Origin of the sequence: Agrobacterium sp. SORGH_AS 787, assembly GCF_030819035.1 — a bacterium.
In the GTDB taxonomy this organism is placed as follows: Bacteria; Pseudomonadota; Alphaproteobacteria; order Rhizobiales; family Rhizobiaceae; genus Agrobacterium; species Agrobacterium larrymoorei_B.
On sequence record NZ_JAUTBG010000001.1, the window covers coordinates 1,823,577 to 1,848,778 of the forward strand.

At 58.1% G+C, this 25,202-nt stretch carries 18 protein-coding genes; 14 read left to right on the forward strand and 4 right to left on the reverse strand.

The window, feature by feature from the left end; genetic code table 11:
• Nucleotides 1-206: 206 nt before the first annotated feature.
• Nucleotides 207-1,370: a M20 aminoacylase family protein gene (locus QE435_RS08050; protein ID WP_349040878.1), complete on the reverse strand. Its 1,164-nt coding sequence runs from the start codon at nucleotides 1,368-1,370 to the stop codon at nucleotides 207-209.
• Between the two features lie 236 nt (nucleotides 1,371-1,606).
• Here QE435_RS08050 and QE435_RS08055 point away from each other — a divergent pair, with 236 nt between their 5' ends.
• From QE435_RS08055 to QE435_RS08065, 3 genes are all read left to right on the forward strand, one after another.
• On the forward strand, nucleotides 1,607-2,650 hold the full coding sequence (locus tag QE435_RS08055) for a D-alanyl-D-alanine carboxypeptidase family protein (RefSeq protein WP_349041158.1): 1,044 nt from the start codon (nucleotides 1,607-1,609) through the stop codon (nucleotides 2,648-2,650).
• A 112-nt stretch (nucleotides 2,651-2,762) separates the two neighbouring features.
• Nucleotides 2,763-3,905 carry a GTP-binding protein gene (locus QE435_RS08060; RefSeq protein WP_349040879.1) on the forward strand — a complete coding sequence of 381 codons (1,143 nt, stop codon included), beginning with the start codon at nucleotides 2,763-2,765 and terminating at the stop codon, nucleotides 3,903-3,905.
• Nucleotides 3,906-4,060: 155 nt separating this feature from the next.
• Complete coding sequence (locus tag QE435_RS08065) at nucleotides 4,061-5,353, forward strand: diguanylate cyclase (RefSeq protein WP_349040880.1); 1,293 nt, start codon at nucleotides 4,061-4,063, stop codon at nucleotides 5,351-5,353.
• A gap of 121 nt (nucleotides 5,354-5,474) precedes the next feature.
• Here the strand turns inward: QE435_RS08065 and QE435_RS08070 are convergent, their stop codons facing one another.
• The 3 genes from QE435_RS08070 to QE435_RS08080 all read right to left on the reverse strand — a co-directional run bounded on the left by QE435_RS08070 (nucleotide 5,475) and on the right by QE435_RS08080 (nucleotide 10,487).
• Nucleotides 5,475-7,484: a hypothetical protein gene (locus QE435_RS08070; protein ID WP_349040881.1), complete on the reverse strand. Its 2,010-nt coding sequence runs from the start codon at nucleotides 7,482-7,484 to the stop codon at nucleotides 5,475-5,477.
• Nucleotides 7,485-7,638: 154 nt separating this feature from the next.
• The gene (locus tag QE435_RS08075; RefSeq protein ID WP_349040882.1) at nucleotides 7,639-9,744 is read right to left on the reverse strand and encodes an ATP-binding protein; all 2,106 of its coding nucleotides are present in this window, start codon (nucleotides 9,742-9,744) and stop codon (nucleotides 7,639-7,641) included.
• Complete coding sequence (locus QE435_RS08080) at nucleotides 9,741-10,487, reverse strand: response regulator transcription factor (protein WP_349040883.1); 747 nt, start codon at nucleotides 10,485-10,487, stop codon at nucleotides 9,741-9,743. The genes QE435_RS08075 and QE435_RS08080 overlap by 4 nt, the downstream gene beginning before the upstream one ends.
• A 215-nt stretch (nucleotides 10,488-10,702) precedes the next feature.
• On the opposite strand from QE435_RS08080, the gene QE435_RS08085 reads away from it, so the two are divergent.
• From QE435_RS08085 to QE435_RS08135, 11 genes are all read left to right on the forward strand, one after another.
• Nucleotides 10,703-11,731 (forward strand): ABC transporter substrate-binding protein, encoded by a 1,029-nt coding sequence (locus QE435_RS08085; protein ID WP_349040884.1) that lies wholly within the window; start codon nucleotides 10,703-10,705, stop codon nucleotides 11,729-11,731.
• A 99-nt stretch (nucleotides 11,732-11,830) separates the two neighbouring features.
• The gene (locus tag QE435_RS08090; RefSeq protein ID WP_349040885.1) at nucleotides 11,831-12,856 is read left to right on the forward strand and encodes an ABC transporter substrate-binding protein; all 1,026 of its coding nucleotides are present in this window, start codon (nucleotides 11,831-11,833) and stop codon (nucleotides 12,854-12,856) included.
• Between the two features lie 92 nt (nucleotides 12,857-12,948).
• Nucleotides 12,949-15,180: an iron ABC transporter permease gene (locus QE435_RS08095; protein ID WP_349040886.1), complete on the forward strand. Its 2,232-nt coding sequence runs from the start codon at nucleotides 12,949-12,951 to the stop codon at nucleotides 15,178-15,180.
• Nucleotides 15,177-16,238: an ABC transporter ATP-binding protein gene (locus QE435_RS08100; protein WP_349040887.1), complete on the forward strand. Its 1,062-nt coding sequence runs from the start codon at nucleotides 15,177-15,179 to the stop codon at nucleotides 16,236-16,238. Before QE435_RS08095 ends, QE435_RS08100 begins: the two co-directional genes overlap by 4 nt.
• A gap of 30 nt (nucleotides 16,239-16,268) precedes the next feature.
• On the forward strand, nucleotides 16,269-17,078 hold the full coding sequence (locus QE435_RS08105) for an inositol monophosphatase family protein (RefSeq protein ID WP_349040888.1): 810 nt from the start codon (nucleotides 16,269-16,271) through the stop codon (nucleotides 17,076-17,078).
• A gap of 203 nt (nucleotides 17,079-17,281) precedes the next feature.
• Complete coding sequence (locus tag QE435_RS08110; RefSeq protein WP_306927828.1) at nucleotides 17,282-18,019, forward strand: FCD domain-containing protein; 738 nt, start codon at nucleotides 17,282-17,284, stop codon at nucleotides 18,017-18,019.
• 65 nt (nucleotides 18,020-18,084) lie between these two features.
• Nucleotides 18,085-19,596 carry an ABC transporter substrate-binding protein gene (locus QE435_RS08115; RefSeq protein ID WP_349040889.1) on the forward strand — a complete coding sequence of 504 codons (1,512 nt, stop codon included), beginning with the start codon at nucleotides 18,085-18,087 and terminating at the stop codon, nucleotides 19,594-19,596.
• Between the two features lie 81 nt (nucleotides 19,597-19,677).
• Nucleotides 19,678-20,625: an ABC transporter permease gene (locus tag QE435_RS08120; protein WP_349040890.1), complete on the forward strand. Its 948-nt coding sequence runs from the start codon at nucleotides 19,678-19,680 to the stop codon at nucleotides 20,623-20,625.
• Nucleotides 20,622-21,494 carry an ABC transporter permease gene (locus QE435_RS08125; RefSeq protein WP_349040891.1) on the forward strand — a complete coding sequence of 291 codons (873 nt, stop codon included), beginning with the start codon at nucleotides 20,622-20,624 and terminating at the stop codon, nucleotides 21,492-21,494. The genes QE435_RS08120 and QE435_RS08125 overlap by 4 nt, the downstream gene beginning before the upstream one ends.
• 21 nt (nucleotides 21,495-21,515) lie before the next feature.
• Nucleotides 21,516-23,300: a gamma-glutamyltransferase family protein gene (locus QE435_RS08130; RefSeq protein WP_349040892.1), complete on the forward strand. Its 1,785-nt coding sequence runs from the start codon at nucleotides 21,516-21,518 to the stop codon at nucleotides 23,298-23,300.
• A gap of 3 nt (nucleotides 23,301-23,303) precedes the next feature.
• On the forward strand, nucleotides 23,304-25,130 hold the full coding sequence (locus QE435_RS08135) for an ABC transporter ATP-binding protein (RefSeq protein ID WP_349040893.1): 1,827 nt from the start codon (nucleotides 23,304-23,306) through the stop codon (nucleotides 25,128-25,130).
• Nucleotides 25,131-25,202: the final 72 nt, after the last annotated feature.

A 25,202-nucleotide genomic window follows, 5' to 3' on the forward strand; every position in this document is an offset into this window, starting at 1 on the left:
TCTACGTGGCTTCCCGTAACCATTTTATTACGATCAGCACCAGAATTTCACTTGGACCGACTCATGCGCGAAGTCAAGCCGCTTGCTTCGTAGATGCCACAGCATCAGGCCGAAAACTTAACCGATTTCAGCGAAGCACGATGGGTAGATTCAAAAAGGTAGAGCGTCTTTTGTGCGTCCCAATGGACGCACGGCGCTCTTACTCGTCAGCCCTGCAACCGCTGCTCCGCGAGTTTCACCCAGTAGGAAATGCCATAGGCGAGCGCCTCGTCGTTGAAGTCGTAGCTGGGGTTGTGCAGCCCCGCGGTTTCGCCATTGCCGATGAAGATGAAGGCGCCCGGGCGCTCCTTCAGCATGTAGGAGAAATCCTCTCCCGCCATGGAAGGATCGACATCGGCATCGACGTTGTTTGCGCCAACCACGTCGCGGGCAACCTGCGCCGCGTAGTCGGTCTCTGCGGGATGGTTCACGGTGACAGGACAGTAGCGGTGATACTCGGCTTCCGCTTCGGCGCCGTTGGCGAGAGCGAGGCCTTCTGCGATCTGGCGTATCCGTGTTTCTGCCAGATCGCGCACGTCCTCATCGAGCGTTCGCACTGTGCCGGCGATCAGCGCCTCATTTGGGATGATATTGTGGCTGGTGCCGGCCTGGAAGCGGGTAACTGAAACGACGACCGAGCGCAGGGGATCGGCATTGCGGGAGGCAATCAATTGTAGATTGGTGACGATCTGCGCGCCGATGGCGATGGGATCTGCAGTGCGGTGTGGTTGGGCGGCATGGCCGCCACGGCCTTTGACGGTGATGGTGAATTTGTCCGGTGCGGCCATGATGCCGCCTTTGCGAATGGCGAACTGGCCAAGCGGAATACCCGGCATATTATGCATGCCATAGACCTCGTCCACGCCGAACCGATCCATCAACCCATCTTCCACCATGGCGAGCGCGCCTGCACCGCCTTCTTCGGCGGGCTGGAAAATAACAACCACCGTGCCGTCGAAGTTGCGGGTCTCGCAAAGATATTTGGCGGCACCGAGCAGCATGGCCATGTGTCCGTCATGGCCGCAGGCGTGCATGTTGCCAGGGGTGAGCGAGGCCCAGGGCTTGCCGGTTTCCTCAAGGATCGGCAGGGCATCCATGTCGGAGCGGAGGCCGATGGTGCGGCCATTCTTGCTGCGGCCGTGAATGATGCCAACGACGCCTGTGCGGCCAATGCCATTGACAATTTCGTCGACGCCAAAGGCTGTCAGCTTCTCAGTGACGAAGCGGGCGGTCTCCTCCACATCATAGAGAATTTCCGGGTTTTGATGAAGATGGCGGCGCCATTGCGTCGCTTCTTCCTGCAACTCGGCGGCTCTATTCAAGATGGGCATTCTCTCGGTCCTGACTTTACAAAAACGGGATGCGTGAATCGTATGACTGCTCGCCTCGATATTGCGCCGCATAATTGACGCAATCAATCTAGTTTGCCATTGCTAGGCCATATATGGTGAATATTGCCAATCCCGCAAAGAAGACGGGAATTTGAGGACAGGCCTTGCAAGACGATCGCAGAACACGCCGCGCCGCTGGACGACTTTCGAAAACCGTTGCCGCTGTGGCTGCCAGCATGCTGGCGATGACATCGTTGGCTGAGGCCAATCCCAAGATTGTGGTGGATGTCAAAACCGGTAGGGTGATTGCGCATCAGGAAGCCTTTCGCAAATGGTATCCCGCATCGCTGACCAAGCTGATGACGGCCTATATTGCTTTCAGCGCCATGAAATCGGGAAAGCTCAGCCCCGTCACGCCTGTTGTCTTCAGCAAGCATGCGTCCGATCAGCCCGCCAGCAAGATGTATTTCAAGCCTGGCTCGAAGCTCACACTCGATAGCGCGCTGAAGCTGCTGCTGATCAAGTCGGCCAATGATGTCGCGGTGGCGATTGCAGAAACCATTGGTGGCACGGAAGACAATTTCGTCGCGCAAATGAACGCTCAAGCCGCGCGTCTGGGCATGTCCTCCACCCATTACATCAATCCGAACGGCCTTCCCGGCGCTGGGCAGTATACGACAGCGCGCGATCTGGCGCTGCTGGCGCTTATCATCAAGCGTGAGTTTCCAGATTATGCGGGTTACTTCTCGCTGGAAGGTGTGACGACCGGCAAGAAGAACTATGCCAATTACAATATGCTGGTCGGCCGCTTCGATGGTGCCGATGGCATGAAGACTGGCTTCATCTGTGCCTCCGGCTTCAACCAGGTCTCTTCCGCCAAGCGCGATGGACGGCAGGTCATTTCCGTGGTTCTTGGCTCCGACAGTCTTGCCGGGCGCACCGATGAATCCGCCGAGTTGCTGCAGCTTGGCCTGACTTCGCCAGCCGGGCAGGGCGTATCGCTCGCCTCTCTCGCGCCCTATGGCGATACGCTTGCGGTGAACGATATCAGCAAGGAAATCTGCAACCCGAAGGCTGCCAAGGTGCGAAGCGAAAGCCGCGACGAGGCGGGCCGCATGATCATCAAGTCGCCTTATGTGCGCGAAATGACACGTCCGCCGGTCTATTCTTTCGCTGGGCTGATCCCCGGCACGGAACCGGTTGCAGTGGCTGAAACAAAGGGCAAAGGCGAAAGCCAAATGGCCAATGTGCCGATCCCGATCCCGCGCCCGGCTTTCTGACCCTTTGGGTTTCTCGACATCTAGCAAAGCCTTTAAGACGTCTAGCGGCTTTCCCAAGCCGCGTTTGATGCTATAAGCGGCTCATTGTAACATTATAACGAAAAGGTGCCTTATGGCATTCGAACGGATCCCCGTGTCCATTCTCACCGGCTTCCTGGGCGCCGGCAAATCGACCTTGCTCAACCGGCTGCTGAAAGACCCGGACATGGCCGATGCAGCCATCATCATCAACGAGTTCGGTGATGTGAGTATCGATCACCTGCTCGTGGAGCGTTCGGGTGACGGTATCATCGAGCTTGCGGAGGGTTGCCTTTGCTGCACCGTGCGCGGCGAGTTGGTGGATACGCTGGCCGAACTCATGGATGGCATCCAGACAGGACGTTTGAAGCCGGTAAAGCGGGTGGTGATCGAAACCACAGGGCTCGCCGATCCGGCGCCCGTCATGCAGTCGATCATGGGCAATCCTGTCATTGCGCAGAACTTCATGCTGAATGGCGTCATTACGGTTGTCGACGCGGTCAACGGGGCATCGACGCTCGATCATCATGAGGAAGCCGTGAAACAGGTGGCGGTTGCCGACCGGCTGGTATTGACGAAGAGAAAGCTAGCCTCCCTGGATACTGTCGCAACACTCGTAGCGCGTCTTGCTCATCTCAATCCCCGTGCAGCGATTGAGGATGGTGATCAGGAAAAGTGGAGCGCCGCAAGTCTTCTGGACAATGGTCTTTATGATTTTGCCAGCAAGAGCGCGGATGTCAGCCGGTGGCTGGGTGAAGAGGCCGCGCATGATGAAGACCATCATCATGGCGATCATCACCACCACGATCATGATCATCATCACGGCCACCATCATCACCACCACGATGTGAACCGGCACAACGCGTCCATTCGGTCTTTCTCGATCATGCATGATCGCCCTATCGACCCGATGGCGATTGAAATGTTCGTGGATTTGCTGCGCTCTGCTCATGGGGAAAAGCTTTTGCGGATGAAGGCGATCGTTGCGCTCTCAGACAATTTAGATCGACCGCTCGTTCTGCATGGCGTGCAGTCCATCTTCCATCCGCCGCAGCGTCTGCCCGCATGGCCCGACCCTCAAGATCGCCGTACCCGCATGGTGCTCATCACCAAGGACTTGAGCGAGGATTTCGTCAAGGATCTGTTCGCGGCCTTTACCGGAACAGCCAATATCGACAGGCCGGATCGTCAGGCGATGACAGACAATCCACTCGCGGTGCCTGGGCTGAGGTTCTAATGTCGACGAGCGCGATCGGGATGAAAACTGCGTAAACGTCGCATAAGTCGGCCATAAGGCCGATCGTCGTGAGACCAACCATGATTTCTTGTGCTTGAATCAAATACATTCGTGCCTACTAATAAATAGGCAGGCGTTGTTTCAAGGAGAAGATTTTGCACAGAGGGGCGCAGTGGCTGAAAGAAAACGCACAAGCCCGCTTGGCGCTTTTTGACTTTGCTTTCGAGCATGCCCCGGTCGGCGTCGTATTTCATGATGTCGATGGTCGTATTCGTCGTGTAAACCAGGCTTTCTCCCGGCTCGTCGGCATTCCCCTCGATATGCTTCAGGGTATGTCATTTGCGGATTTTGCCCATCCCGACGATGTCGACCGGGACCAGACGCTGTTCAATGCTGTTATCGAGGGCGCGCGAGATGGGTACTCCATCGAGAAGCGATATACCAATCGGCACGGCGCAATCGTTCATGTGGTGATCCATCTGACCGCGATGCGGGACGCGACCGGGAATATCGTGCAGTTATTGTCTCAGGTCCAGGATATCTCCGCTCAAAAGGAAAGCGAGCGGCAACTGGCGGAAAAGGCGGCACAACTGGAGCTTGCCATGGAAGCCGTGCGTGGCGGGTTCTGGCACATGGATGTGGCCGCGGGCCGCTTCGAAACCTCCGAACGGCTGGCACAGTTCATAGGTGGTCCGGCGGCTGCGCGGCTTGATCTGGCGCTCTATCTGGCGCGGGTCAATCCTAGCGACATGGCGGCTGCTGATCTAACGTCTCTGTTGTCCGGCGAAGTCGATCACTCCTGTGCGGAGTACCGTCTCAACACAGTTTTTGGAGAGAGATGGATGCGCTGCGACCGCCGTCTCTTGCGTAATCCTGACGGAACACCGCGCAGGATCGTGGGCGTCGCTATCGATTTCACCGACGAGCATCTGCGTCTCAAGGAATTCGAGCGCCGCTCGGAAACCGACGCTCTGACCGGTCTTCTCAATCGACGCGGTCTCGCCATGCGCTTCCCACTGCTGTCATCATCGGCTGGATGGACGGTTTTGCTGATGGACCTCGATGGCTTCAAGATCGTCAACGACGTTCACGGTCACTCCGCAGGCGACAAGGTGCTGCTAGAGACTGCCAGGCGTCTGGAGCAACACGTCTGTCCCGGAGATCTGGTCTGTCGAACGGGCGGAGACGAATTTGTGATCGTCGTTGCGGGAGACCTCAGCGTTGCTGATCAAGTCGCAGCCCGCATCGTGGAAGGCATGCGCGAGCCCGTCAGCGTCGGCAAAACGACTGTCGATGTCCGTGCCACGATCGGTGGCGTCTGGACGCCCGCCAAGACGTCTCTTGATGAGCTCCTGGCCGATGCCGATGTCTTGCTTTATCAGGCGAAAGCGGCAGGCAAGGATCGGTGGACCTTGGAAGCCAAAATTCATCCTGCCATCACCCATTGAGGTGCGGCGTCTACGGCCGGTGGAGGCTCGACTGGCCTAACTCTGTCTTTCTTTTAACGATATATGGCCTGGGGGAGAATGCGCGCGCCGTTGCCGACGCGCGTAATGTTTCGTTTTTCGGTTACTCGGCCGCCGCCTGAATATCGACCTTGTCGAGGAGAACGAGCGGATCCTGCGATGCTGCCGCGAGATCGAAGATCCCCAACCCGTTGGGGCTCTTCGCCTTGACGGTAACGGTGAGGGTACCTGGCTTGAGGACGAAGGCGGCAAGGGCATCGGTTGCGCTTCTAAGCTGCGGCCGCTCGGCGGCAACCTGTTGCAGCAGGAAGCTTGCACCCAGCGTCAAGGTCGTGCGCGCTTGTGCTTCGCTGATGTTGTTCTGCAAGGCGTAGAGCTTCGTCAGGAGCGCTACTCCACCTTCATCCTTCCAGGTGAATTTGATCTCACGACCCATCACGCTGAAAAGCGCTGCGTAAGCATTGGCGGCGTCGAACGAGAAGAACTCTTTGGTGATACCGCTCAACAGTCCTGACAGTTCGATCCGGCCAAAATCCTTGCCGCTGACAGAGATTTGGCGAATTACCAGGCTGCTGTTTTTTTCATCCCAAGCGCTTGAGAGCGCGTAGGAGAGTGTCAGTTCCTTGAAGCCCAGCGCGCGCGCCCCGGCAAATTCAGAGGAACCCTCCGGGATTGGGATAACGAGATCTTCCATCTTGTTTTCGAAATCGGTCGGAATGCCGTTGACCGGATCCTTCAGCACCGTTTCAAAATTCCTGAGCGTGAACTTGATGCGCTCGGGTTTGCCGTCTACCGGTTCGTCCGACTTTTTCGGTCCTGATGTGTCGAAATCCAAACCAGCAAGCCGCAGCCGGTCGAAGGTTGGGAAGAACTGCTTAACGGGGAAGGTTGCCAACTCGTCTGCTTCCAGAGCGGCGGCCTGGGTGAGCCCCTTGGCGGGCAAGGTCCAATCAAGCCCTTTGATGCTCGCCTCCTCCATCGAGACCTTGTCTTCACCGTTTGCGATGGACAGGCCGTGCAGGCCGAAATCCGTCTTGTGGCCTTCGATCTGCATTTCAATGCGGTCAATCGTGGAGATCGACCGCTTGCCTTGCGTCCCTGCAACCTCGTCGGCAGCATCGATCTTGAGTCCTATCAACTGAATGTTGCTCTTTCCGATCATGCCGAAGATCGAGAGGACCTTGCCGAAATATGCCTGGCGTTGCTTAGACGTCAGATCGTCGATGTTTTGGACTGCCGTGATTGCCGCAAGCGTTTCGACGAGTGGTTGAGCCGGCATTTTGGCGCTGAAACCGTCGCTGCGCAGTTCCTCGTAGCTAAATCGTCCCGAGCGATCGGACATGGACAGCTTGCTCACGGAAACAGGGCCATAGACCTGCTTGGGCTCCTTGTCGTCTGGACCAGCCGCTTCCGTGTAGAGCCTGGCCGCGTAGGCGAGGTCGACATCCTGGCCTTTGATTTCGCCGGTCGACATCGTCATTGGTTTTGGTTGAGACGCGCTCTTGCTGCCGCTTGCAACAACGCTGGCATCGATATTTGTCTTGTCGATGGTGTATTGTTCGATCCGTCCATGGGCAATATCCGAGAGGACCGCGTTTGTGTAAGCGATCTTCTGCTGCACGCTGCCTATGGATTGCGAGACCGTCACGACAGGCATGGAGATGCGCTTGGCTGAGAAGCGCTCGATGCGCTTGGAGAGCGAAATGTCAGCATCTTTTCCATCTGCTTGCGATGAAGCAGGTCGTTCGACCTCGGCGTTCTCAATTCGGGCGTTGGGAATGACGATATTGGTTTTCGCCACATCCATGGAGATGTTGCTGAGTTCCAGCACGCCGTCGGCAAAGGGAAGTTTCGGGCGTCCGTCAACCGAGGCAATGCTGATTTTCTCACCTTTCTCCAAAGGCAAAGTCAGGTCGCGGATGCGAACTTGTCCCAGAAAGTCGACATCCACCGAAGCCGCGGTCGCGCCTCTTTCGGCAATGACTTTTTCGACCTGCTTCTGATAGTACACCTTGGCACCGACCGCGCCCGCGCCAACGACAACGATGATCGCCGTTGCGGCCCAAAGGGCCTTCTTCGTTCCGCTGCCGCTCTTGGTGTTTGCTTGTTCCACGATGCCTGTCCTCTCCAGCCCAAATGACAATTAAGGTCTTCTAGGCACGCGTAAGTTGCCAGGCAAGGGGGCATTTCAGCCGTCACAACATATCGCGCCGTTATTCGCGTCCTTGGCGATAACGGCAAACGAAAGTGCGCAGCTGCCGCCGCGGTCATCGCCCGAGAGTGGGAAATGTCAGTGCCACACAAACACCTTGCTCCGGCTTCGATGTGATCTTCGCGTCGCCGCCGCTCTGGCGCATGAAGCCATACACCATGGCAAGGCCAAGCCCCGTACCGCCCTGCTGGGTGCGCGTCGTGAAGTAAGGTTCGAAAGCCCTGTCTATGTCATCCTGATCCATGCCGTGTCCATTGTCTTCCACCGACACTTCCACGTCCTGCTCTAGCATCCGCGCCGAGATGAGGATCGAGCCGCCATTCGGCAGCGCGGCTGCGGCATTGAGGCAGAGGTTGAGGATCGTCTGTTCGAACAGTGCGGCATCCAATGCGAGCTGCGGCAAGGCGTCTTCAATTTCGAGAGTGATGTGGTTGCGAGGGCCAACCGCAATCTCGAGCACATCCATCATTGCCCGCAAAAGTGCGCCGATGTCGACGGAGGCGGGATGAATGGGCTGCTGACTGCCGATCGACAGCATGCTGCTGGCAAGTTCGCGCCCACGATTTGCCGCTTTGCGAATGCGGTTGATGTTGCGCTGCTGGCGCTCGCTGAAGCCCGTCTCCCGCTCAAGAAGTCCAAGACTTCCCGTAATGATGCCGATCATGTTGCCGACTTCGTGGCTCAGTTGATGGGTCATGCGCATGATACCATCGAGCCTCTGGGCTTTCGCCGCTTCCGCCTCCTGCCGATCGAGCGCTGTGACGTCCCGCGCCAGAATGACGATCCCGCCATCCGGCTGACGGGAAAGCGCAATCTCCGTGACCTGCTGATTGTCGGTGCGATGACGTACGATGATCCGGTTTTCAAGCGTTCCAGGATCACCGTCACGTGGCAGAAGCTGTGGGTCGATTTCGGGGATCGTGCTGATAAAGCTGCGCAGGGGCAACTTTCGCGATGATCCACCCCGCCTGCCGACAAGTTCGATGATCCGCCTGTTCATGGTGATTGGCTGACCGGTCGCGTCGAAAAGTGCGATGCCCTCCTTCATGGTCCTGAACGTCGAGCGGATCGTTCTTGCTGCGGCTTCCGCTGTGCGGCGCAGACGCGAGGCCCGATCGACGCTATCCTTGAAGGCGTGGAATGCAGCCGACAGACGCACGAGTTCGGTCTCTGAGCCTCTATAGGCGGAAAGGGCGACATCCTGCTCACCCTTGGCAAGCGAGTTCATGCCAGTGGACAGCGCCGTGATGCCGCTCGATACCCGCATGACGGAGCGGATTGAGAGGGTAGAGAGAATAACGACGATAAAAAAGGCAATCGCGACCATGACAATCAATCGCGTCAGTGCAGCCGATGCGGAGGCAAGTCCTCCGGTCAGTCTCTCAGCGACCGCTTCACTCTGCGTTTCGGTCGCGAGAGACAGGCTACGGGAAACCGTGTGGAGTTTCGACACCGACGACTGGATGGCGAACATCTCCAGAAGATACTGTGTCTGCGCGTCGAACACGCTCTTGTAAAGCGTAAGCCCTTCATTGCCGATCTGCGGTGCAGCTGCCGGGTCATTGATGAAGTAGCCGGTCTCCGCAGTGAAACGGCGCTGTAGTTCGCCCAGTTGGAACAGGCTCGCAGAATTGGCGGCTGCCTGGACGAGAGCATTGAGGCGCTGGCGTATCGCATCTTCGGCAAGGGTTTGGCGAGTTGCAATCTGGCCAAGTGCTGCGGCCGCCTCCGCCTTGTGTTGCTGTGCCGCATCTGCATCCGCCGCAAGCGACATGGTCTGCTGACGAATGGACTGGAGGAGGCTGACGATATCATTATTCGGCAGTGCGTTCTGGCTGTCTCCGTGCTTGTACTGCGCAATTGTCTGAAGAAGCCCATCGACTTGCGCCACGACTGCTCGGCTCTCGCTGGAGACCCGATAGGGGGATGTAGCGTTCACTAACAGCGGTGCGCTGGAAACAAGATCGGTCACCTGGCGCGAAATGAGCGACGCTCGGGCGAGGCTGGAAAAGGCCTCCAGGCTGTAGGCCGCCATCTCCTTCTTGGCTTTATGCAAACCGTAGATCGCGACGGCCGACAGGATGAAGACCGATGAACAGATGAAGACGATGGCGAAGGGCAGCCGAAACGCGATGGACTGGAGGAAGCGCCGGTCGATCACTGAGGCAGCTCTGCGGTGTCTGTGTGCAGGACATATCCCTTGCCGCGGCGGGTCTGGATGTGCTGCGGCAGGTCCGGATTGCGCTCGATCTTCCGGCGCAGGCGTAGGACCAGCACATCGACATTACGATCGATGAAGCGATCACTCTCCGCCCCGAGACGATCGAGGATCTGGGACCGGCTGACCGGTTTGTTCGGCGTCTCCGCCAGTATCTCCAGGAGAGCAAATTCGGCGCTGGTCAGCGTCTTGCTCCGATCGGCAAGGCAGAGCGCGCGTCGCGCGGATAGATCGACCGCCCAATCGCCAAGTCGCAAAGAACTCGCTTCGTGCTCGCGCTCCGGCTCTCTCTCCACCTTGAGCGAGGGCGCGATACGGCGAAGGACCGCCTTTATGCGTGCCGTCAACTCGATCGGCTCGAAGGGTTTTACGACGTAATCATCGGCCGCGGTTTCCAGCCCGAGAACACGTTCGGTGGCGCTGCCGGCGGCTGTGACCATGAGGATGCCGACATTGAGCCCAAGGTTGGTGCGGATACGCTGCGCAAATGTTCTTCCGGATATGCCCGGCAAATTGTGGTCGAGAAGAACGATATGGAACTGATCGCGCGCTAAAATCGCGGTCGCGTCTTCGGCGGAATGGACAACCGTTGGTAACCAGCCTTCGGCTTCAACGAGATCCGCAATCAATTCTGCCATATCCAGATCGTCCTCGACGATCAGAATCTTGATCCTCTGGTTTTGCAAAATGAAGTCCTCCCGGTATCGATCATAGGCAAGAGCGCGGGATTATTCAAAAGGTCGATGATGACCGGGCCTGTCAGATTTGTAACATTCGTAACGGAATGTCCTTGCATGATCTGAGTGTTGAAAAATCGGTAACCATTCTGCGATTGCGCAAGCGCCCGGTTCTGGCATTCTTGGCGGCAAGAATGGAACGGGGAGGTTCCAGGGAGGATCGATTGAAATCACTGCTTGCGGCATTGAGCGCAGGGCTGATCCTATGGGTTGGTGGCGCGGCCTTGGCACGGAACGGCGCGACGCTGAGCGTGCTTTGCGCAGCCGACGAGGCGTGGTGTGCGGCAATGCAGCGCGCCTACGAGCAGAAGAGTGGTGTCCAAACCATCGTGGTACGCAAGAGCACGGGTGAAGTTCTCGATCAAATACGAAGAGAAAAGGACGCGCCGACCGTCGATGTCTGGTGGGGTGGCACCGGCGACACGCATCTTCAGGCCGCATCCGAAAGTCTGCTTGAGGCCTATGCGTCCGTGCATGAACCGGAGGTTCTTCCCTGGGCTCAGAATTTCTTTGCCATGTCAGGAGGGCAGGCGGCAGGGATTTATGGCGGCGCGCTCGGCTTTGCCTACAATAGCGAACTCCTGCAGAAGCGAGGTCTACCGGCGCCAACATGCTGGAAGGATCTGATCAACGAGGCCTATCGCGGCAAAGTCGTCATGCCCGATCCCAACTATTCCGGCACGGCCTTCACCATGCTTGCCACCCTCGTGCAACTCTTCGGTGAGGATGAGGCATTCAGCTACCTAGCGGCGCTCAACCGGAATGTCGCCGATTATACCCGGGCCGGTTCCGCACCCGTAAAGGCCGCCGCTCGTGGAGAAGCGCTCATCGGGATATCCTTTATGCACGATGCCGTGACGCAGAAGGAGGCGGGCGCGCCGCTTGTCATTGTCGCCCCTTGCGAGGGTACGGGATACGAGATTGGCGCGGTCAGCGTCATCCGCGGGGCAAAGAACCGGGACGAGGCAAGGCGGTTTGTGGACTTTGCGCTGAGCGCCGAAGGGCAGGCGACAGGTGCCGCCGCCGGGCAGAACCAGGTCCCTTCCAACGCAAAGACTGCCTTGCCACCTGGAGCGCCCGACCTATCGCTCATCAAGATGGTTGACTACGACTTTGCGACATTTGGCACTCCAGAGGAAAGAGGCAGACTTCTTCTAAGGTTCGATAGGGAAGTCCATCCGCCCAGCCAATAGATCAGCGACTTAACCGGGACAGAAACGGCGGCGATAGCACGCCGGACGGCGAAGCCATGTCCTGAGATCAGCATTCAGACGCACATCATGGAGGAAAACATGCGACTGACACTTATTTCCAGCCTGCTTTTGGCAGGAACTACTCTGATGAGCGTACCTGCCCATGCGGCCGGTGACCTCAATCTCATCTGTGCAGCAGATGTGGTGATCTGCGAACAGATGAAAGGCGACTTTGAAAAGAGCCACGATATCAAGGTCAACATGGTGCGCATGTCGTCTGGCGAAGCATATGCCAAAATCCGTGCCGAAGCGCGCAATCCGAAGACGGATGTCTGGTGGGCAGGGACCGGCGATCCGCACCTGCAGGCAGCATCCGAGAACCTGACGCTTGAATACAAATCAAAGATGCTGGACCAGCTGCAGGACTGGGCAAAGAACCAGGCTGAGAGCGCCGGATACAAGACAGTCGGCGTCTATGCCGGTGCCTTGGGCTGGGGTTACAACACCGACATTTTCAAGAAGAAGGGTTTCAAGGAGCCGAAGTGCTGGGTAGACCTGCTTGATCCAGAGCTGAAGGGTGAAATCCAGATCGCCAATCCGAACTCTTCGGGAACGGCTTACACGGCGCTCGCTTCGCTTGCGCAGATCATGGGAGAAGATCAGGCCTTCGATTATCTGAAGAAGCTGAACGCCAACATCTCTCAATACACCAAGTCCGGTTCGGCGCCCGTAAAGGCGGCTGCCCGCGGTGAGACGGCGCTCGGGATCGTCTTCATGCACGATGCCGTTGCTCAGACAGCAGAGGGTTTCCCGGTAAAGTCGATCGCCCCTTGCGAAGGCACGGGTTACGAAATCGGCTCCATGTCGATCGTCAAGGGCGCCCGCAATATGGAGAATGCCAAGATCTGGTACGACTGGGCACTGCAGGCCGATGTGCAGTCGCGGATGAAGGACGCCAAGTCGTTCCAGCTTCCATCCAACAAGAATGCTGAAATTCCGAAAGAAGCTCCACGCTTTGAGGATATCAAGCTGATCAACTACGACTTCAAGACCTATGGCGATCCCGCAAAGCGCAAGGCCTTGCTGGAACGTTGGGACAAGGACGTTGGCGCAGCCGCCAACTGATTGCTTCCTCCTGCCGCCTTCGTCTTCAAGTCTTCGCCAGATTAGGGATGAAGGCGGTCCTTTCTGACACATTCAAATTTGTGAGGTTGACCATGACCCATGGCAATCGCCGGCTGGACATTGTTCTGGCCGTGGGACTAGCGGCACTTGTGCTCGTTCCCTGGTACCGCATTGAAGGCGGTTTCTTCGGTCTCCGCTGGCTGGCGGAATTCCCGCTCTCTAAGGCGGTCGCTCCGGGCATTCTTCAGATGGTGTCTGAAGGTCGCGCCTGGCTGTTCGGCGTCCTTGCGTTCTTCCTTCTGGGAGTGGCTGGGCGGATGATCTCTGACGCCGACAAACGTGGCGCCTTGTTGGTGACAGCGGGCAGTCTCGGTCTCGGTTTCCTCGTGCTTCAGGGGCTGGCGATCGGGTTTTCCGGTTGGACTTGGCAAGCGACCGAAGGTCTCTTTGGTGCCCTGTCGGATGGCCAGCCTTCCATGGGTGCAGGCGCAGTCACAATGGCCTTCGTCTTCGTCCTGTTTATTTCCTTCGGGCTTGCCGAACGGGGCTTCATGAAAGGCGATGCCTTTATCGTCTCATGCATCTCGCTGCTGATTTTTCTCGTGAGCGTCTTCGTCTTTTATCCGATCGGCAGCATGATGGTCGGCGCCCTTCAGGACTTCGACGGTTCCTTCAATCCTGACGGCTTCATCCGCAACATGCGCGATCCAGGCATCTGGAGCCTTGACTGCGTCATGGGCGGTGGTCGTTGCGGTGTGGCATGGAGAACCCTGTTCCTGGCGATCATGACAGCAGCAGGATCCACCATCCTCGGCCTTGCCTTCGCACTGGTGGCGACAAGAACACGCTTTCCTTTCAAGAAGGGTTTGCGTCTGTTGACGGTGTTGCCGATTATCACACCTCCATTCGTGATCGGCCTCGCACTCACGCTGCTTTTCGGGCGCGCAGGTGTCGTGACCGAATTCATGTCTGGCGTCTTTGGCGTCGAACCGGGTCGCTGGCTCTACGGTCTTTCGGGTATCTGGATCGCCCAGGTTCTCTCGTTCACACCCATCTCCTTCCTCGTCCTCATCGGCGTTGTCGAAGGGGTGAGCCCTTCCATGGAAGAGGCATCTCAGACGCTTCGTGCCGACCGCTGGCGGACCTTCTGGCGCGTATCCCTGCCGCTGATGAAGCCTGGCCTCGCAAACGCGTTCCTGATCGGCTTCATCGAAAGTATGGCCGACTTCGGCAACCCGCTGGTGCTGGGTGGGAGCCATGGCGTTCTCTCGACCGAAATCTTTTTTGCAGTGGTTGGTTCTCAGAACGACCCTTCGCGAGCGGCCGTCCTTGCCATCGTCCTGCTCTGCTTCACGCTCTCTGCCTTTCTTGCACAGCGCTTCTGGCTGTCGGGAAAGAACTTTGCCACGGTGACGGGCAAGGGCGACAGCGGGGCACACATCGCTCTGCCGAAATCGATGTCGATTGCAGTTCATGCATTGGTGGTTCCATGGATGATCTTTACCGTCGTCATCTATGGCATGATCCTTGTCGGTGGCTTCGTGAAGACCTGGGGCTTGGACAACACGCTGACGATCGATCATTACGTTCGCGCTTTCTCCGTCAGCATCAGCAACGGTTCCATCGCCTGGACGGGTGTTGCCTGGAACTCCTTCTGGACGACCATGGAAATCGCGCTCATCGCGGCGCCCCTGACGGCGGCCGTCGGCTTGCTGACCGCCTACATCATCGTCAGACAGAAATTTGCCGGGCGCAATCTCTTCGAATTCGCGTTGATGATGAGCTTTGCCATTCCTGGGACGGTCATTGGGGTCAGCTACATTATGGCATTCAACCTGCCGCCGCTGGAAATGACGGGTTCCGCCATCATCCTGATCATGTGCTTTGTGTTCCGCAACATGCCGGTCGGCGTGCGCGGTGGCATCGCGGCCATGAGCCAGTTGGACAAGAGCCTGGACGAAGCCTCCATGACGCTGCGCGCAAACAGCTTCCGCACTATACGGCTGGTGGTGCTGCCGTTGCTTCGTCCGGCGATCAGGGCGGCACTCGTCTATTCCTTCGTCCGCGCCATCACATCCATCAGTGCCGTGATCTTCCTCGTCAGTGCCCAGTACAACATGGCGACATCCTACATCGTCGGCCTGGTTGAAAATGGGGAATACGGAGTGGCGATCGCCTACTCGTCCATGCTGATTGTCGTCATGATCACCGTCATCGCTGGCTTCCAACTTGCCGTTGGGGAACGACGCCTTCGCCGTGAAAACCGCGTTGCCGGCTTTTCCCCAGCCACATCCATATCCAATCCTCAGGAGAAAGCCGCATGATTACCGTCAAACCCGGCTCAGTCGTTTTTCAGAATGTTCGCAAGACCTTCGGCGCGTTTACTGCCATACCGGATCTATCTCTCACCATCGAGCCGGGCACGCTTGTTACGCTTCTTGGCCCGTCCGGTTGTGGCAAGACGACGACGCTTCGAATGCTCGCTGGTCTTGAGCATCCGAACTCCGGCCGTATCCTGATCGGCGGCAAGGATGTCACCATGCTGCCGGCCAATGAGCGCGATGTGTCGATGGTCTTCCAGTCCTACGCATTGTTTCCCCATATGAGTGCGTTGGACAACGTTGCCTATGGCCTTCAATCCTCCGGGCTAAAGAAGTACGAGGCGCGTGACAAGGCGGAGGAAGGGCTGCGCCTCGTCGGTCTCGCCGGCATGGGCCATCGTCTACCTGCCGAACTTTCCGGCGGGCAGCAGCAGCGCGTGGCAGTTGCGCGAGCCCTTGTGCTGGAGCCGCAAGTGCTCCTGCTCGACGAGCCCTTGTCGAACCTCGACGCACGTCTGCGCCGACGCGTGCGCACCGACATTCGTGAACTGCAACAGCGCATCGGCTTTACCGCTGTCTATGTGACCCATGATCAGGATGAGGCGCTGGCGGTTTCCGATCGCATCATCGTCATGAAGGAGGGTGAAATTGCCCAATCGGGAGCACCGCGCGAGCTCTACGAAGCCCCGGCATCGTCCTTCATTGCGGACTTCATGGGCGAGGCAAATGTCGTGCCTTGCGAGGTCATCTCACAGTCAGGCGAGGAAGCGATCGTCCGGATCGGTAAGACGGAACATCGCATTCCAAGCAGGCATCCCCGCGCTGGCGCGGCAAAACTTGCCGTTCGTCCAGGGTCTATCCGGATCGGCGCGCCGGGCGAGGCCGGGATGCCGGGACGCGTGCTGCACACCGCCTATCTCGGCGGGCACCTGGAATACGAAGTCGAGACAGAAGTCGGCACGCTGTTCATCGTTGATCACGACATGAACCAGACTGTGAACGAGACCAGCGATGTCACACTGAGTTTTAAAAACCGTGGCATAGCGCTCATCGACGCGTAAACATCGCAGATTGAATCAAGGACATTGGAAATGACAGAACGGAATGACGGCCTCGAACAGCGCTTTGCGCTTGCAAAGGAATTGGCGGCTGAGGCTGGCGCCATGGCGCTCGACTATTTCAACAAGCGCGACAGCCTGGTGATCGAAACCAAGAGGGACCTTCAGGACGTTGTCTCAATCGCCGATCGCAACGTCGAAACCATGCTGCGGGAGCGCGTCGCTGCGATCTTTTCCGGGGATGGCTTTCTCGGCGAGGAGCATGGCTACGACGACGGTGTCTCTGGCTACACCTGGGTGGTCGACCCGATCGATGGCACAGCCCCTTTCGTCAACGGCATGCCAAGCTGTTGTGTGTCTATTGCCGTGGTCCGGGACGGCAAGCCGGTCATCGGTGTGATCCGCGTACCCTGTGCTAACGAAACCTACGCATCTGCCGAAGGCCACGGCGCGACATTGAACGGTGTGCGTTTGACGCTCGACCCTTCGAGAAATATTCAGAACGCCCTGACCGGGATTGGCTGCAACAACTACGTGACGCCGGAGCGTGTCGGTCGGATCATCAGCGACGTCATGGCGCGCGGCGGCAATTTTATTCGCAATGGATCCGGTGCGCTGATGCTGGCCTATGTCGCTGCGGGTCGCTTGGTCGGCTACTACGAGCCTCATATGCGAGCCTGGGACTGCATGGCCGGTTTTTGCCTGGTGAAGGAGGCAGGCGGAAAGGTCATGCCGTTTTCGCTAGAGGGTGAGAAGCTCTTCGAGGGCCAACCCGTTCTTGCAGGAAATATCTCATGCTATCAAGAGCTTGTCGAAGTTCATCAAACCAGTTTGGCTGCCTGATACCGTTCTAACGAGAAGCCACTTTTGGCGCGTATAGAAAGCAGCGGTCCGTAACACGACCGCTGCTATTTCGCGTTTATCTCGGGCAAACGCGCTCTCTCCGTGAAGCTTCACTGCATAAAATTTCCGCGTGGGTAAATTTTAAGCTTGACGAAAGGACCTGTTCGGCATTGATTGAACCAATGTGAAATTGGTACGCACCAATGAATGAGAAGTCCAACATCACCGGGCTGGACAATGCGAATTACGCGCTTGAACGCTTGCGTGAACTGATCGCCGTAAGTGCTTTTGGACGCGATGGAAAATTGCCGACAGAGCGCACGTTGAGCGAGCGCCTTGGTGCGGGCCGCCGGGAAATTCGGCGAGCATTGGAAGTGCTTGAAGCGGAAGGCCTGATCTGGCGCCGCCAGGGTGCCGGTACCTTCCTTGGTCAAAAACCGGATAGTTGGGGTGACCATGCGGCAAGTCTCGTCCCCGGCACCAACTTCATGGAGATCATGGAGGTCCGGCTCCGCATCGAGCCGCAGCTTGCACAGCTTGCCGCCATGCGCGCCAAACCCTCCGACGTTCTTCGTATGCGGGAAACCTGCGCCAAGATCTATGAGCGAACCGATGCGGATTGGCGGGAGCTTTGGGATGGTTCGCTCCATCGATTGATCGCGCAAAGTGCGGGCAATCAGCTCTTCCTATCGCTGTTCGATGTCGTCAATCGGGTTCGCCAGGACCCGTCCTGGCAGGCGGTTCGTGAACGTGCACGCCGGCTCGATGACACGCTGAAGGAATCGCGCGACCAGCATGCCGAAATCATCGACGCGATTGCGGCTCGCGATCCATCGAAGGCCGGTGAAGCCATGCGCAATCACCTCCTGACATTGCAGGAACGGCTTATCCGCCAGACATCGATGGATCATCTCGATCACGGATCGACGGGAGAGATCTGACAGACAATCACCACGGCATGAACCGGAACACCGGCTGCCTGAACGCCATTCAGAGGAAGAACGACATGAGACAGATCACCAAATTCTCCGCCAGTCTGCTGACTGCAGCATTGCTGTCCACCTCCGCCTTTGCTGCGGATATTCGCATAGGTTTGCAGGACGATGCCGACGTGCTCGATCCGGCCCAGTCACGCACCTTCGTCGGTCGCCTGGTCTATACCAGCATGTGCGACAAGCTTGTGGATCTCGACAACAATCTCGCCGTCGTTCCGCAGCTCGCGACGAAATGGGCATGGGGCGACAATGGCAACACGCTGACAATGGATTTGCGTGAAGGCGTCGTTTTTCATGATGGCACGCCGTTCAATGCCGAGGCTGCCGTCTATACGATCGAGCGCAACATGACGATGCCGGAGTCGCGCCGCAAGAGCGAGCTCGCCTCCGTAGCCAAGGTTGAAGCGACTGGTAAGTACCAGATCAAGTTCACGTTGAAGAAGCCGGATGCCAGCCTGCTCGCTCAGCTTTCGGACCGTGCAGGCATGATGATTTCGCCGAAGGCCGGCAAGGAACTTGGCGCCAATTTTGGTTCTAAGCCGGTTTGCGCCGGTCCCTTCAAGTTCGTGGAGCGCATCCAGCAGGACCGCATCGTGCTGGAGAAGTTCGCCGATTACTGGAACAAGGATAACATCTTTCTCGACAAGGTGACCTTCCTCCCTATTCCCGATACGACGGTTCGTCTGGCGAACCTGCGTGCCGGCGATCTCGACATGGCGGAGCGCATTTCTGCTTCGGACGCAGCATCGGTTAAAGACGATCCGAAGCTGACTTATGGTGAAGTCGTCGGGCCGGGCTACATGGCCATGTATGTCAATATCGGCAACGGGCCGAAGGCGGACAATCCTTTCGGCAAGGACAAGCGTCTGCGCCAGGCCTTTTCGCTCGCCATAGACCGCGAGGCGATCAACCAGGTTGTCTTCGAAGGAACGGCAATGGCTGGCAACCAGGCATGGCCGCCGACCAGCCCCTGGTACAACAAGGATGTTCCCGTGCCGGCGCGCGACGTGGAAAAAGCCAAGGCGCTGATGAAGGAAGCTGGCTTCGACCGCTACGAAATCGAATTGCAGCATGCCAACAATACGACCCAGACGCAGATGATGCAGGTCATTCAGGCCATGGTGGCGGAGGCAGGCTTCGATGTGAAGCTGAAGGCCACTGAATTCGCGACGCTGCTTTCGGAGCAGACAGCGGGCAATTACGTTCTGTCACGCTCCGACTGGTCTGGTCGTTCCGATCCCGATGGCAATATCCACCAGTTTGTTACCTGCAAGGGCGGCATCAACGACACCAAATATTGCAACCCGGAAGTGGACAAGCTGCTCGACGAGGCGCGTGCCTCGACTGACAATGCCGTTCGCAAGGAGAAGTATGATGCGGCGACCAAGATCCTCGATGAGGATCTGCCGCTGATCTATCTCGGTCATCAGGCCTATCTCTACGCGACGTCCAAAGCCGTGACCGGCTTCACCCCTTCGTCCGATGGCATGATCCGCCTGACCGGTGTGAAGAAAGGCTCATAAGCCCTTGATGTTCCGTCGCAGGCGCTGGCAACAGCGCCTGTGCCAATCTCTGGCACACCCGGTGTTTCAAGGATCGATGCAATGCACATCTATATCGGCAAGCGGCTCTTGGTTGCCATACCGACTCTGCTTATCATTTCCATTTTCGTCTTCTCGCTGCAAAAGCTCCTGCCGGGCGATCCCATTCTCGCCATGGCGGGGGAGGAGCGCGATCCTGCCGTTATCGAATTGCTACGCGAGCGGTATCGATTGAACGACCCGGTCGTTTACCAGTATTTCTACTGGCTTGGCTCTGTGCTTCAGGGTGATTTCGGCATTTCGCTCAGGACCAACCAGCCGGTTCTTGAATTGATCGGCCAGAAGCTCCCGGTCACCATCCAGCTTGCCCTGATGTCGATGTTCTTCGCGCTGATCATCGGTGTACCGATCGGTATTCTTGCTGCCGTCAAACAGAATACGTGGATCGATTATCTCTCTAACATCGTCGCGCTGTCCGGCCTTTCGATCCCGAATTTCTGGCTTGGTATCATGCTGATCCTGCTGGTGTCGGTCCATCTTGGCTGGCTTCCGGCATCAGGCTACGAATCTATTTTCGTTGATCCCGTGCGCTCGATCCAGACCATGATCATGCCGTCCTTCGTTCTCGGTAATGCGCTGGCCGCGACGCTGATGCGTCACACGCGATCTGCCATGCTCTCGGTGATGAAGTCCGACTATATCCGCACCGCCAGAGCCAAGGGATTGTCCAACTGGCAGGTGGTGCTCAGCCACTCCTTCAGAAACGCTCTTTTGCCCGTCATCACCTTGTCGGCGCTGCTCTTCGGAGAGCTGCTGGCCGGTGCGGTTTTGACCGAGCAGATCTTCACCATTCCCGGCTTCGGCAAGCTCATCGTCGATGCGGTTTTCACGCGTGATTATGCTGTCGTCCAAGGTGTGGTGCTTTGCACAGCAATCGGCTTCATCCTGATGAACCTGCTGGCGGATGTCGTCACGGTTCTCCTCAATCCGCGCATGAGGGCTGCGATATGAGCGCGACCGTTCAGATAGCCGCACCGGTCGCCAAGCGCTCGCAAAATCGCGCATGGAAGAAAATGAAGCGCAACAAGAGCGCTATCGCCGGTTTGATCATCATCGTGTTCTTTGCCGTCGTCGCTCTGCTCGCACCCGTTCTGCCGATCGCCGATCCCTATGCCACAAGCTGGAGTGCCATTCGCAAGGCACCGTCGGCGGCGCATTGGCTCGGCACGGATGATATCGGCCGCGACATTCTCTCGCGCATGATCTGGGGTGCGCAGGCCTCGCTGATGGCGGGCGTCATCTCCGTGTTCATAGCGGTCATCACGGGCGTGCCGCTCGGCCTTGTCTCCGGCTATTTCGGCGGCTGGCTGGACCAAGTCATCTCCCGTATCACGGAAGCCTTTCTGGCGATGCCGTTCCTGATCATGGCAATCGCGCTGGCCGCCTTTCTTGGCCCGAGCCTGACCAATGCGATGATCGCGATCGGCCTTTCCGCCATGCCTATCTTCATCCGGCTGACACGCGCACAGGTACTTGCGGTCAAGACCGAGGACTATATCGAAGGAGCGCGCTCGATCGGGCTCGGACATTACGATATCATGCTCCGCTACATCCTTCCCAACATCGTGCCGCCCATCATCGTTCAGGCGACGCTGACGGTAGCAACCGCAATCATTGCCGAGGCAAGCCTCTCCTTCCTTGGCCTTGGGCAGCAGGCGCCGGCAGCGAGCTGGGGCTCCATGCTCAATGTGGCGAAGAACTATCTCTCCCAGGCACCCTGGATGGCCATCTGGCCGGGTGCAGCCATCTTCCTCGTGGTGATCGGTTTCAATCTCCTGGGCGACGGCCTGCGAGATGCGCTCGATCCGCGCGAACACTGATAATCCCGAAGGACTGAACCTATGACTGCATTCACAACTCGCCCTGAAATCCTCGGTACATTCGGTGTCGTGACCTCCACGCACTGGATTGCATCCTCGGTCGGCATGAGCATTCTCGAAAAGGGCGGAAACGCTTTCGACGCTGCCGTTGCAACGGGCTTCGTGCTCCAGGTGCTCGAGCCGCATCTGAATGGTCCAGGCGGCGACATGCCCGCTGTGATCTATTCAAAGAAGAAGGATAAGGTCGAGGTAATCTGCGCGCAGGGTCCGGCCCCTGCTGGCGCAACCATCGAGCACTACAAAGGCGAGGGCATCGACATCATCCCCGGCGACGGGTTGCTGGCGACCGTTATTCCCGGCGCCTTCGATGGCTGGATGCTGATGCTGCGCGATTATGGCACGATGAGTGTGCGTGAGGTGCTGGAGCCCGCTATCCACTATCTCGAAAACGGCCATCCGCTGCTGGCCCGCGTTTCGGCCTCGATTGCAGGTCTGGCGCATTTCTTCGAGACGGAATGGCCGACGTCCTACGAGACATGGGTGCCGGGCGGTGCAGTGCCGCAACCACTGTCGAACTTCAAGAACCCGGTGCTTGCGGAGACTTGGAAGCGGATTGTAAAGGAGTCGGAGGCAAAGCCCGGTCGCGAAGCCGGCATTGAAGCGGCACGCGACGCCTTCTACCGAGGCTTCGTCGCTGAAAAGATCGCCGACTATCTGGCCAAAGCCGAGGTGATGGATGCCAGCGGTTCGAGACACAAGGGTGTGCTGACGGCGGATGATATGGCGGGCTACCAGGCCACCATCGATGCGCCGACCACCTATGATTATCACGGCTGGACGATTGCCAAGACAGGGCCGTGGGGGCAGGGCCCAGTCCTGCTTCAATCGCTTGCGCTGTTGAAGGGCGTCGATATTGGCAAGATGGACCCGGCTGGTCCCGACTTCGTTCACACCGTCGTCGAGGCGATGAAGCTCGCCTATGCCGACCGCGAAGTCTACTACGGAGACCCGGACTTCGCGCAGGTGCCGGTGCAGACTCTGCTGTCCGACAGCTACAATGACGAGCGTCGCACGCTGATTTCCGACAAGGCATCGATGGACCTGCGGCCGGGACTGGTGCCCGGCTTTGAGAACCAGCGCGATCTGACGCTCTCCATGTTGAACTCCATGCAAGGGATTGGCGCAGTCTACGAGCCGACCATGTCGCATCTGACAGAAAAGCGCGGCGACACAGTCCATATCGACGTGATCGACCGGGAAGGAAACATCGTCTCGGTCACGCCGTCGGGTGGCTGGCTGCAAAGCTCGCCCATCGTTCCCGGTCTCGGTTTCTGCCTGAACTCCCGCGCGCAGATGTTCTGGCTGAAGCCGGGTCTTCCGACCTCTCTTGCGCCCGGCAAGCGCCCCCGCACGACACTGACACCGTCACTCGCCCTTTTCGAGGGTCGCCCGACACTCGCCTTCGGGACGCCGGGCGGCGACCAGCAGGACCAGTGGCAGCTTTCCTTCTTCCTGCGCTATGCCCACTTTGGACTGAACTTGCAGGAAGCGATCGATCTGCCACTCTTCCATACATCGCACTTCCCGGGGTCCTTCTATCCGCGAACGCGCCAGCCCGGTAACGTGATGATCGAGACGAGCGTTGGTGAAGATACCCTGCGCGAATTGCGCAGCCGCGGCCATGACGTGACGCCCGCCGAGCCGTGGACGGTCGGCCGCCTGACGGCAGCGCGACGCGATCACGATGGGCTGCTGCGCGCGGCGGCGACACCACGCCTGATGCAGGCCTATGCTGTGGGGAGATGAGCCATGACCGTCAACGGGCAGACTTCCAATGAAGCAGTTCTGCGTGTCAAAAACCTGACGACCTCCTTCAAGGTCGATGACGAATGGAAGACGGTCGTCCGCGGACTTTCCTTTGAGGTGAAAGCCGGTGAAACGGTCGCTATCGTCGGAGAAAGCGGTTCGGGCAAGAGCGTAACCTCGCTGTCGTTGATGCGGCTTCTCGATCCCCTGGTCAGCCGGATCGAAGGCGAGGTGGAACTGAACGGCAAGGCCATTCTCTCGCTTTCCGAGCATGAGATGCGCCATGTTCGCGGCAATGATGTCGCGATGATCTTTCAGGAGCCGATGACATCGCTTAATCCGGTCTTTACCATCGGTCGACAGATCTCCGAGGTGCTAATCCGGCATAAGGGAATGACCAAGGCCCAAGCCAGGGACGAAACAATACGGCTGCTGGAAAAGGTCCGCATCCCCAATGCGGCGGGTCGTTTCGACGAGTATCCGCATCAGTTTTCCGGCGGCATGCGGCAGCGCGTCATGATTGCCATGGCGCTGGCCTCGAAACCGAAGCTTCTGATTGCCGACGAGCCGACGACCGCGCTCGACGTGACGATCCAGGGACAAATCCTCGACCTGATCAAAACCCTCCAGGAAGAGGAGGGCATGGCGGTCCTCTTTATCACCCATGATATGGGCGTCGTCGCTGAAATTGCCGACCGCACCATCGTGATGTTTCGTGGTGACCAGGTCGAGACCGGCGACACTGCGGATATCTTTCACCGCGGAAAGCACCCTTACACCCGCGCGCTTCTCGCGGCGGTACCGAAACTTGGCTCCATGGATGGGCATCGACGACCGTTGCGCTTCCCCAAGGTCGATATGCAAACGGGTGAGGTGGGCGAGAGCGTCGAGGTCGCAGACACCGTGGAAGGCGGGCTTACGCCTGTTCTTTCGGTCAAGAACCTCGTCACGCGATTTTCCATCCGCTCCGGTCTCTTTGGCCGGGTCACGGGCGCGGTGCATGCAGTCGAGAATATCAGCTTCGATCTTTTTCAAGGTGAGACGCTTTCGCTGGTGGGCGAGTCTGGCTGCGGTAAGTCCACGACGGGCCGCTCCATCACGAGGCTCGTGGAACCAGAGTCCGGTCAAGTTTCGCTAGACGGTTATGATGTGTTGAGGCTCGACCCGACGGGCCTGCGTTCGCTACGTCGAAGCGTGCAGATGATCTTCCAGGACCCGTTCTCGAGTCTCAATCCGCGCATGACCGTTGGCTCTGCCGTAGCCGAGCCGATGATCAAGCACCGCATCGCGTCACCTTCGGATGCGCGCCGCAAAGCGGCTGATCTTCTGGAACGGGTCGGGTTGTCATCCACCATGATGGATCGCTACCCGCATGAGTTTTCCGGCGGTCAGCGTCAACGCGTCGCCATTGCCCGCGCTTTGGCGCTCAATCCGAAGGTTATCGTTGCCGACGAAAGTGTCTCCGCGCTTGATGTGTCCATCAAGGCGCAGGTCTGCAATCTGCTGATGGATTTGCAGGAGCAGTTCAAGATCGCCTTCCTTTTCATCAGCCATGATATGGCAGTTGTTGAACGCGTCAGCCACCGGGTGGCAGTCATGTATCTCGGAGAGATCGTCGAGATCGGACCGCGCACGGAAATCTTCGCCAATCCACAGCACGACTATACGAAGAAGCTGATGGCGGCAGTACCTGTGCCAGACCCAGCCCGTCGCGGCATTCGGCGCAATGCCGGCATCGAAGAGCTGAAAAGTCCTGTCCGAAATGTCGGCTATGTCGCACCGAAGCGAGAGTATCGTGAGGTTTCGCCAGGACATCTCGTGTTGGCCTGATCGCTACGACGAACACGGTCGCAGCGAGACCGGAGATCGGGTCACACTGCGACACTCGTTGCCGCATCGCAT

Bases quoted from the DNA above. Each gene is read 5' to 3' on its own strand.
- QE435_RS08090 (WP_349040885.1), top strand. From the start codon at position 11,831: ATGCGACTGACACTTATTTCCAGCCTGCTTTTGGCAGGAACTACTCTG.
- QE435_RS08120 (WP_349040890.1), top strand. From the start codon at position 19,678: ATGCACATCTATATCGGCAAGCGGCTCTTGGTTGCCATACCGACTCTG.
- QE435_RS08055 (WP_349041158.1), top strand. From the start codon at position 1,607: ATGCTGGCGATGACATCGTTGGCTGAGGCCAATCCCAAGATTGTGGTG.
- QE435_RS08105 (WP_349040888.1), top strand. From the start codon at position 16,269: ATGACAGAACGGAATGACGGCCTCGAACAGCGCTTTGCGCTTGCAAAG.
- QE435_RS08130 (WP_349040892.1), top strand. From the start codon at position 21,516: ATGACTGCATTCACAACTCGCCCTGAAATCCTCGGTACATTCGGTGTC.
- QE435_RS08095 (WP_349040886.1), top strand. From the start codon at position 12,949: ATGACCCATGGCAATCGCCGGCTGGACATTGTTCTGGCCGTGGGACTA.
- QE435_RS08110 (WP_306927828.1), top strand. From the start codon at position 17,282: ATGAATGAGAAGTCCAACATCACCGGGCTGGACAATGCGAATTACGCG.
- QE435_RS08100 (WP_349040887.1), top strand. From the start codon at position 15,177: ATGATTACCGTCAAACCCGGCTCAGTCGTTTTTCAGAATGTTCGCAAG.
- QE435_RS08050 (WP_349040878.1), bottom strand. From the start codon at position 1,370: ATGCCCATCTTGAATAGAGCCGCCGAGTTGCAGGAAGAAGCGACGCAA.
- QE435_RS08115 (WP_349040889.1), top strand. From the start codon at position 18,085: ATGAGACAGATCACCAAATTCTCCGCCAGTCTGCTGACTGCAGCATTG.
- QE435_RS08125 (WP_349040891.1), top strand. From the start codon at position 20,622: ATGAGCGCGACCGTTCAGATAGCCGCACCGGTCGCCAAGCGCTCGCAA.
- QE435_RS08135 (WP_349040893.1), top strand. From the start codon at position 23,304: ATGACCGTCAACGGGCAGACTTCCAATGAAGCAGTTCTGCGTGTCAAA.
- QE435_RS08060 (WP_349040879.1), top strand. From the start codon at position 2,763: ATGGCATTCGAACGGATCCCCGTGTCCATTCTCACCGGCTTCCTGGGC.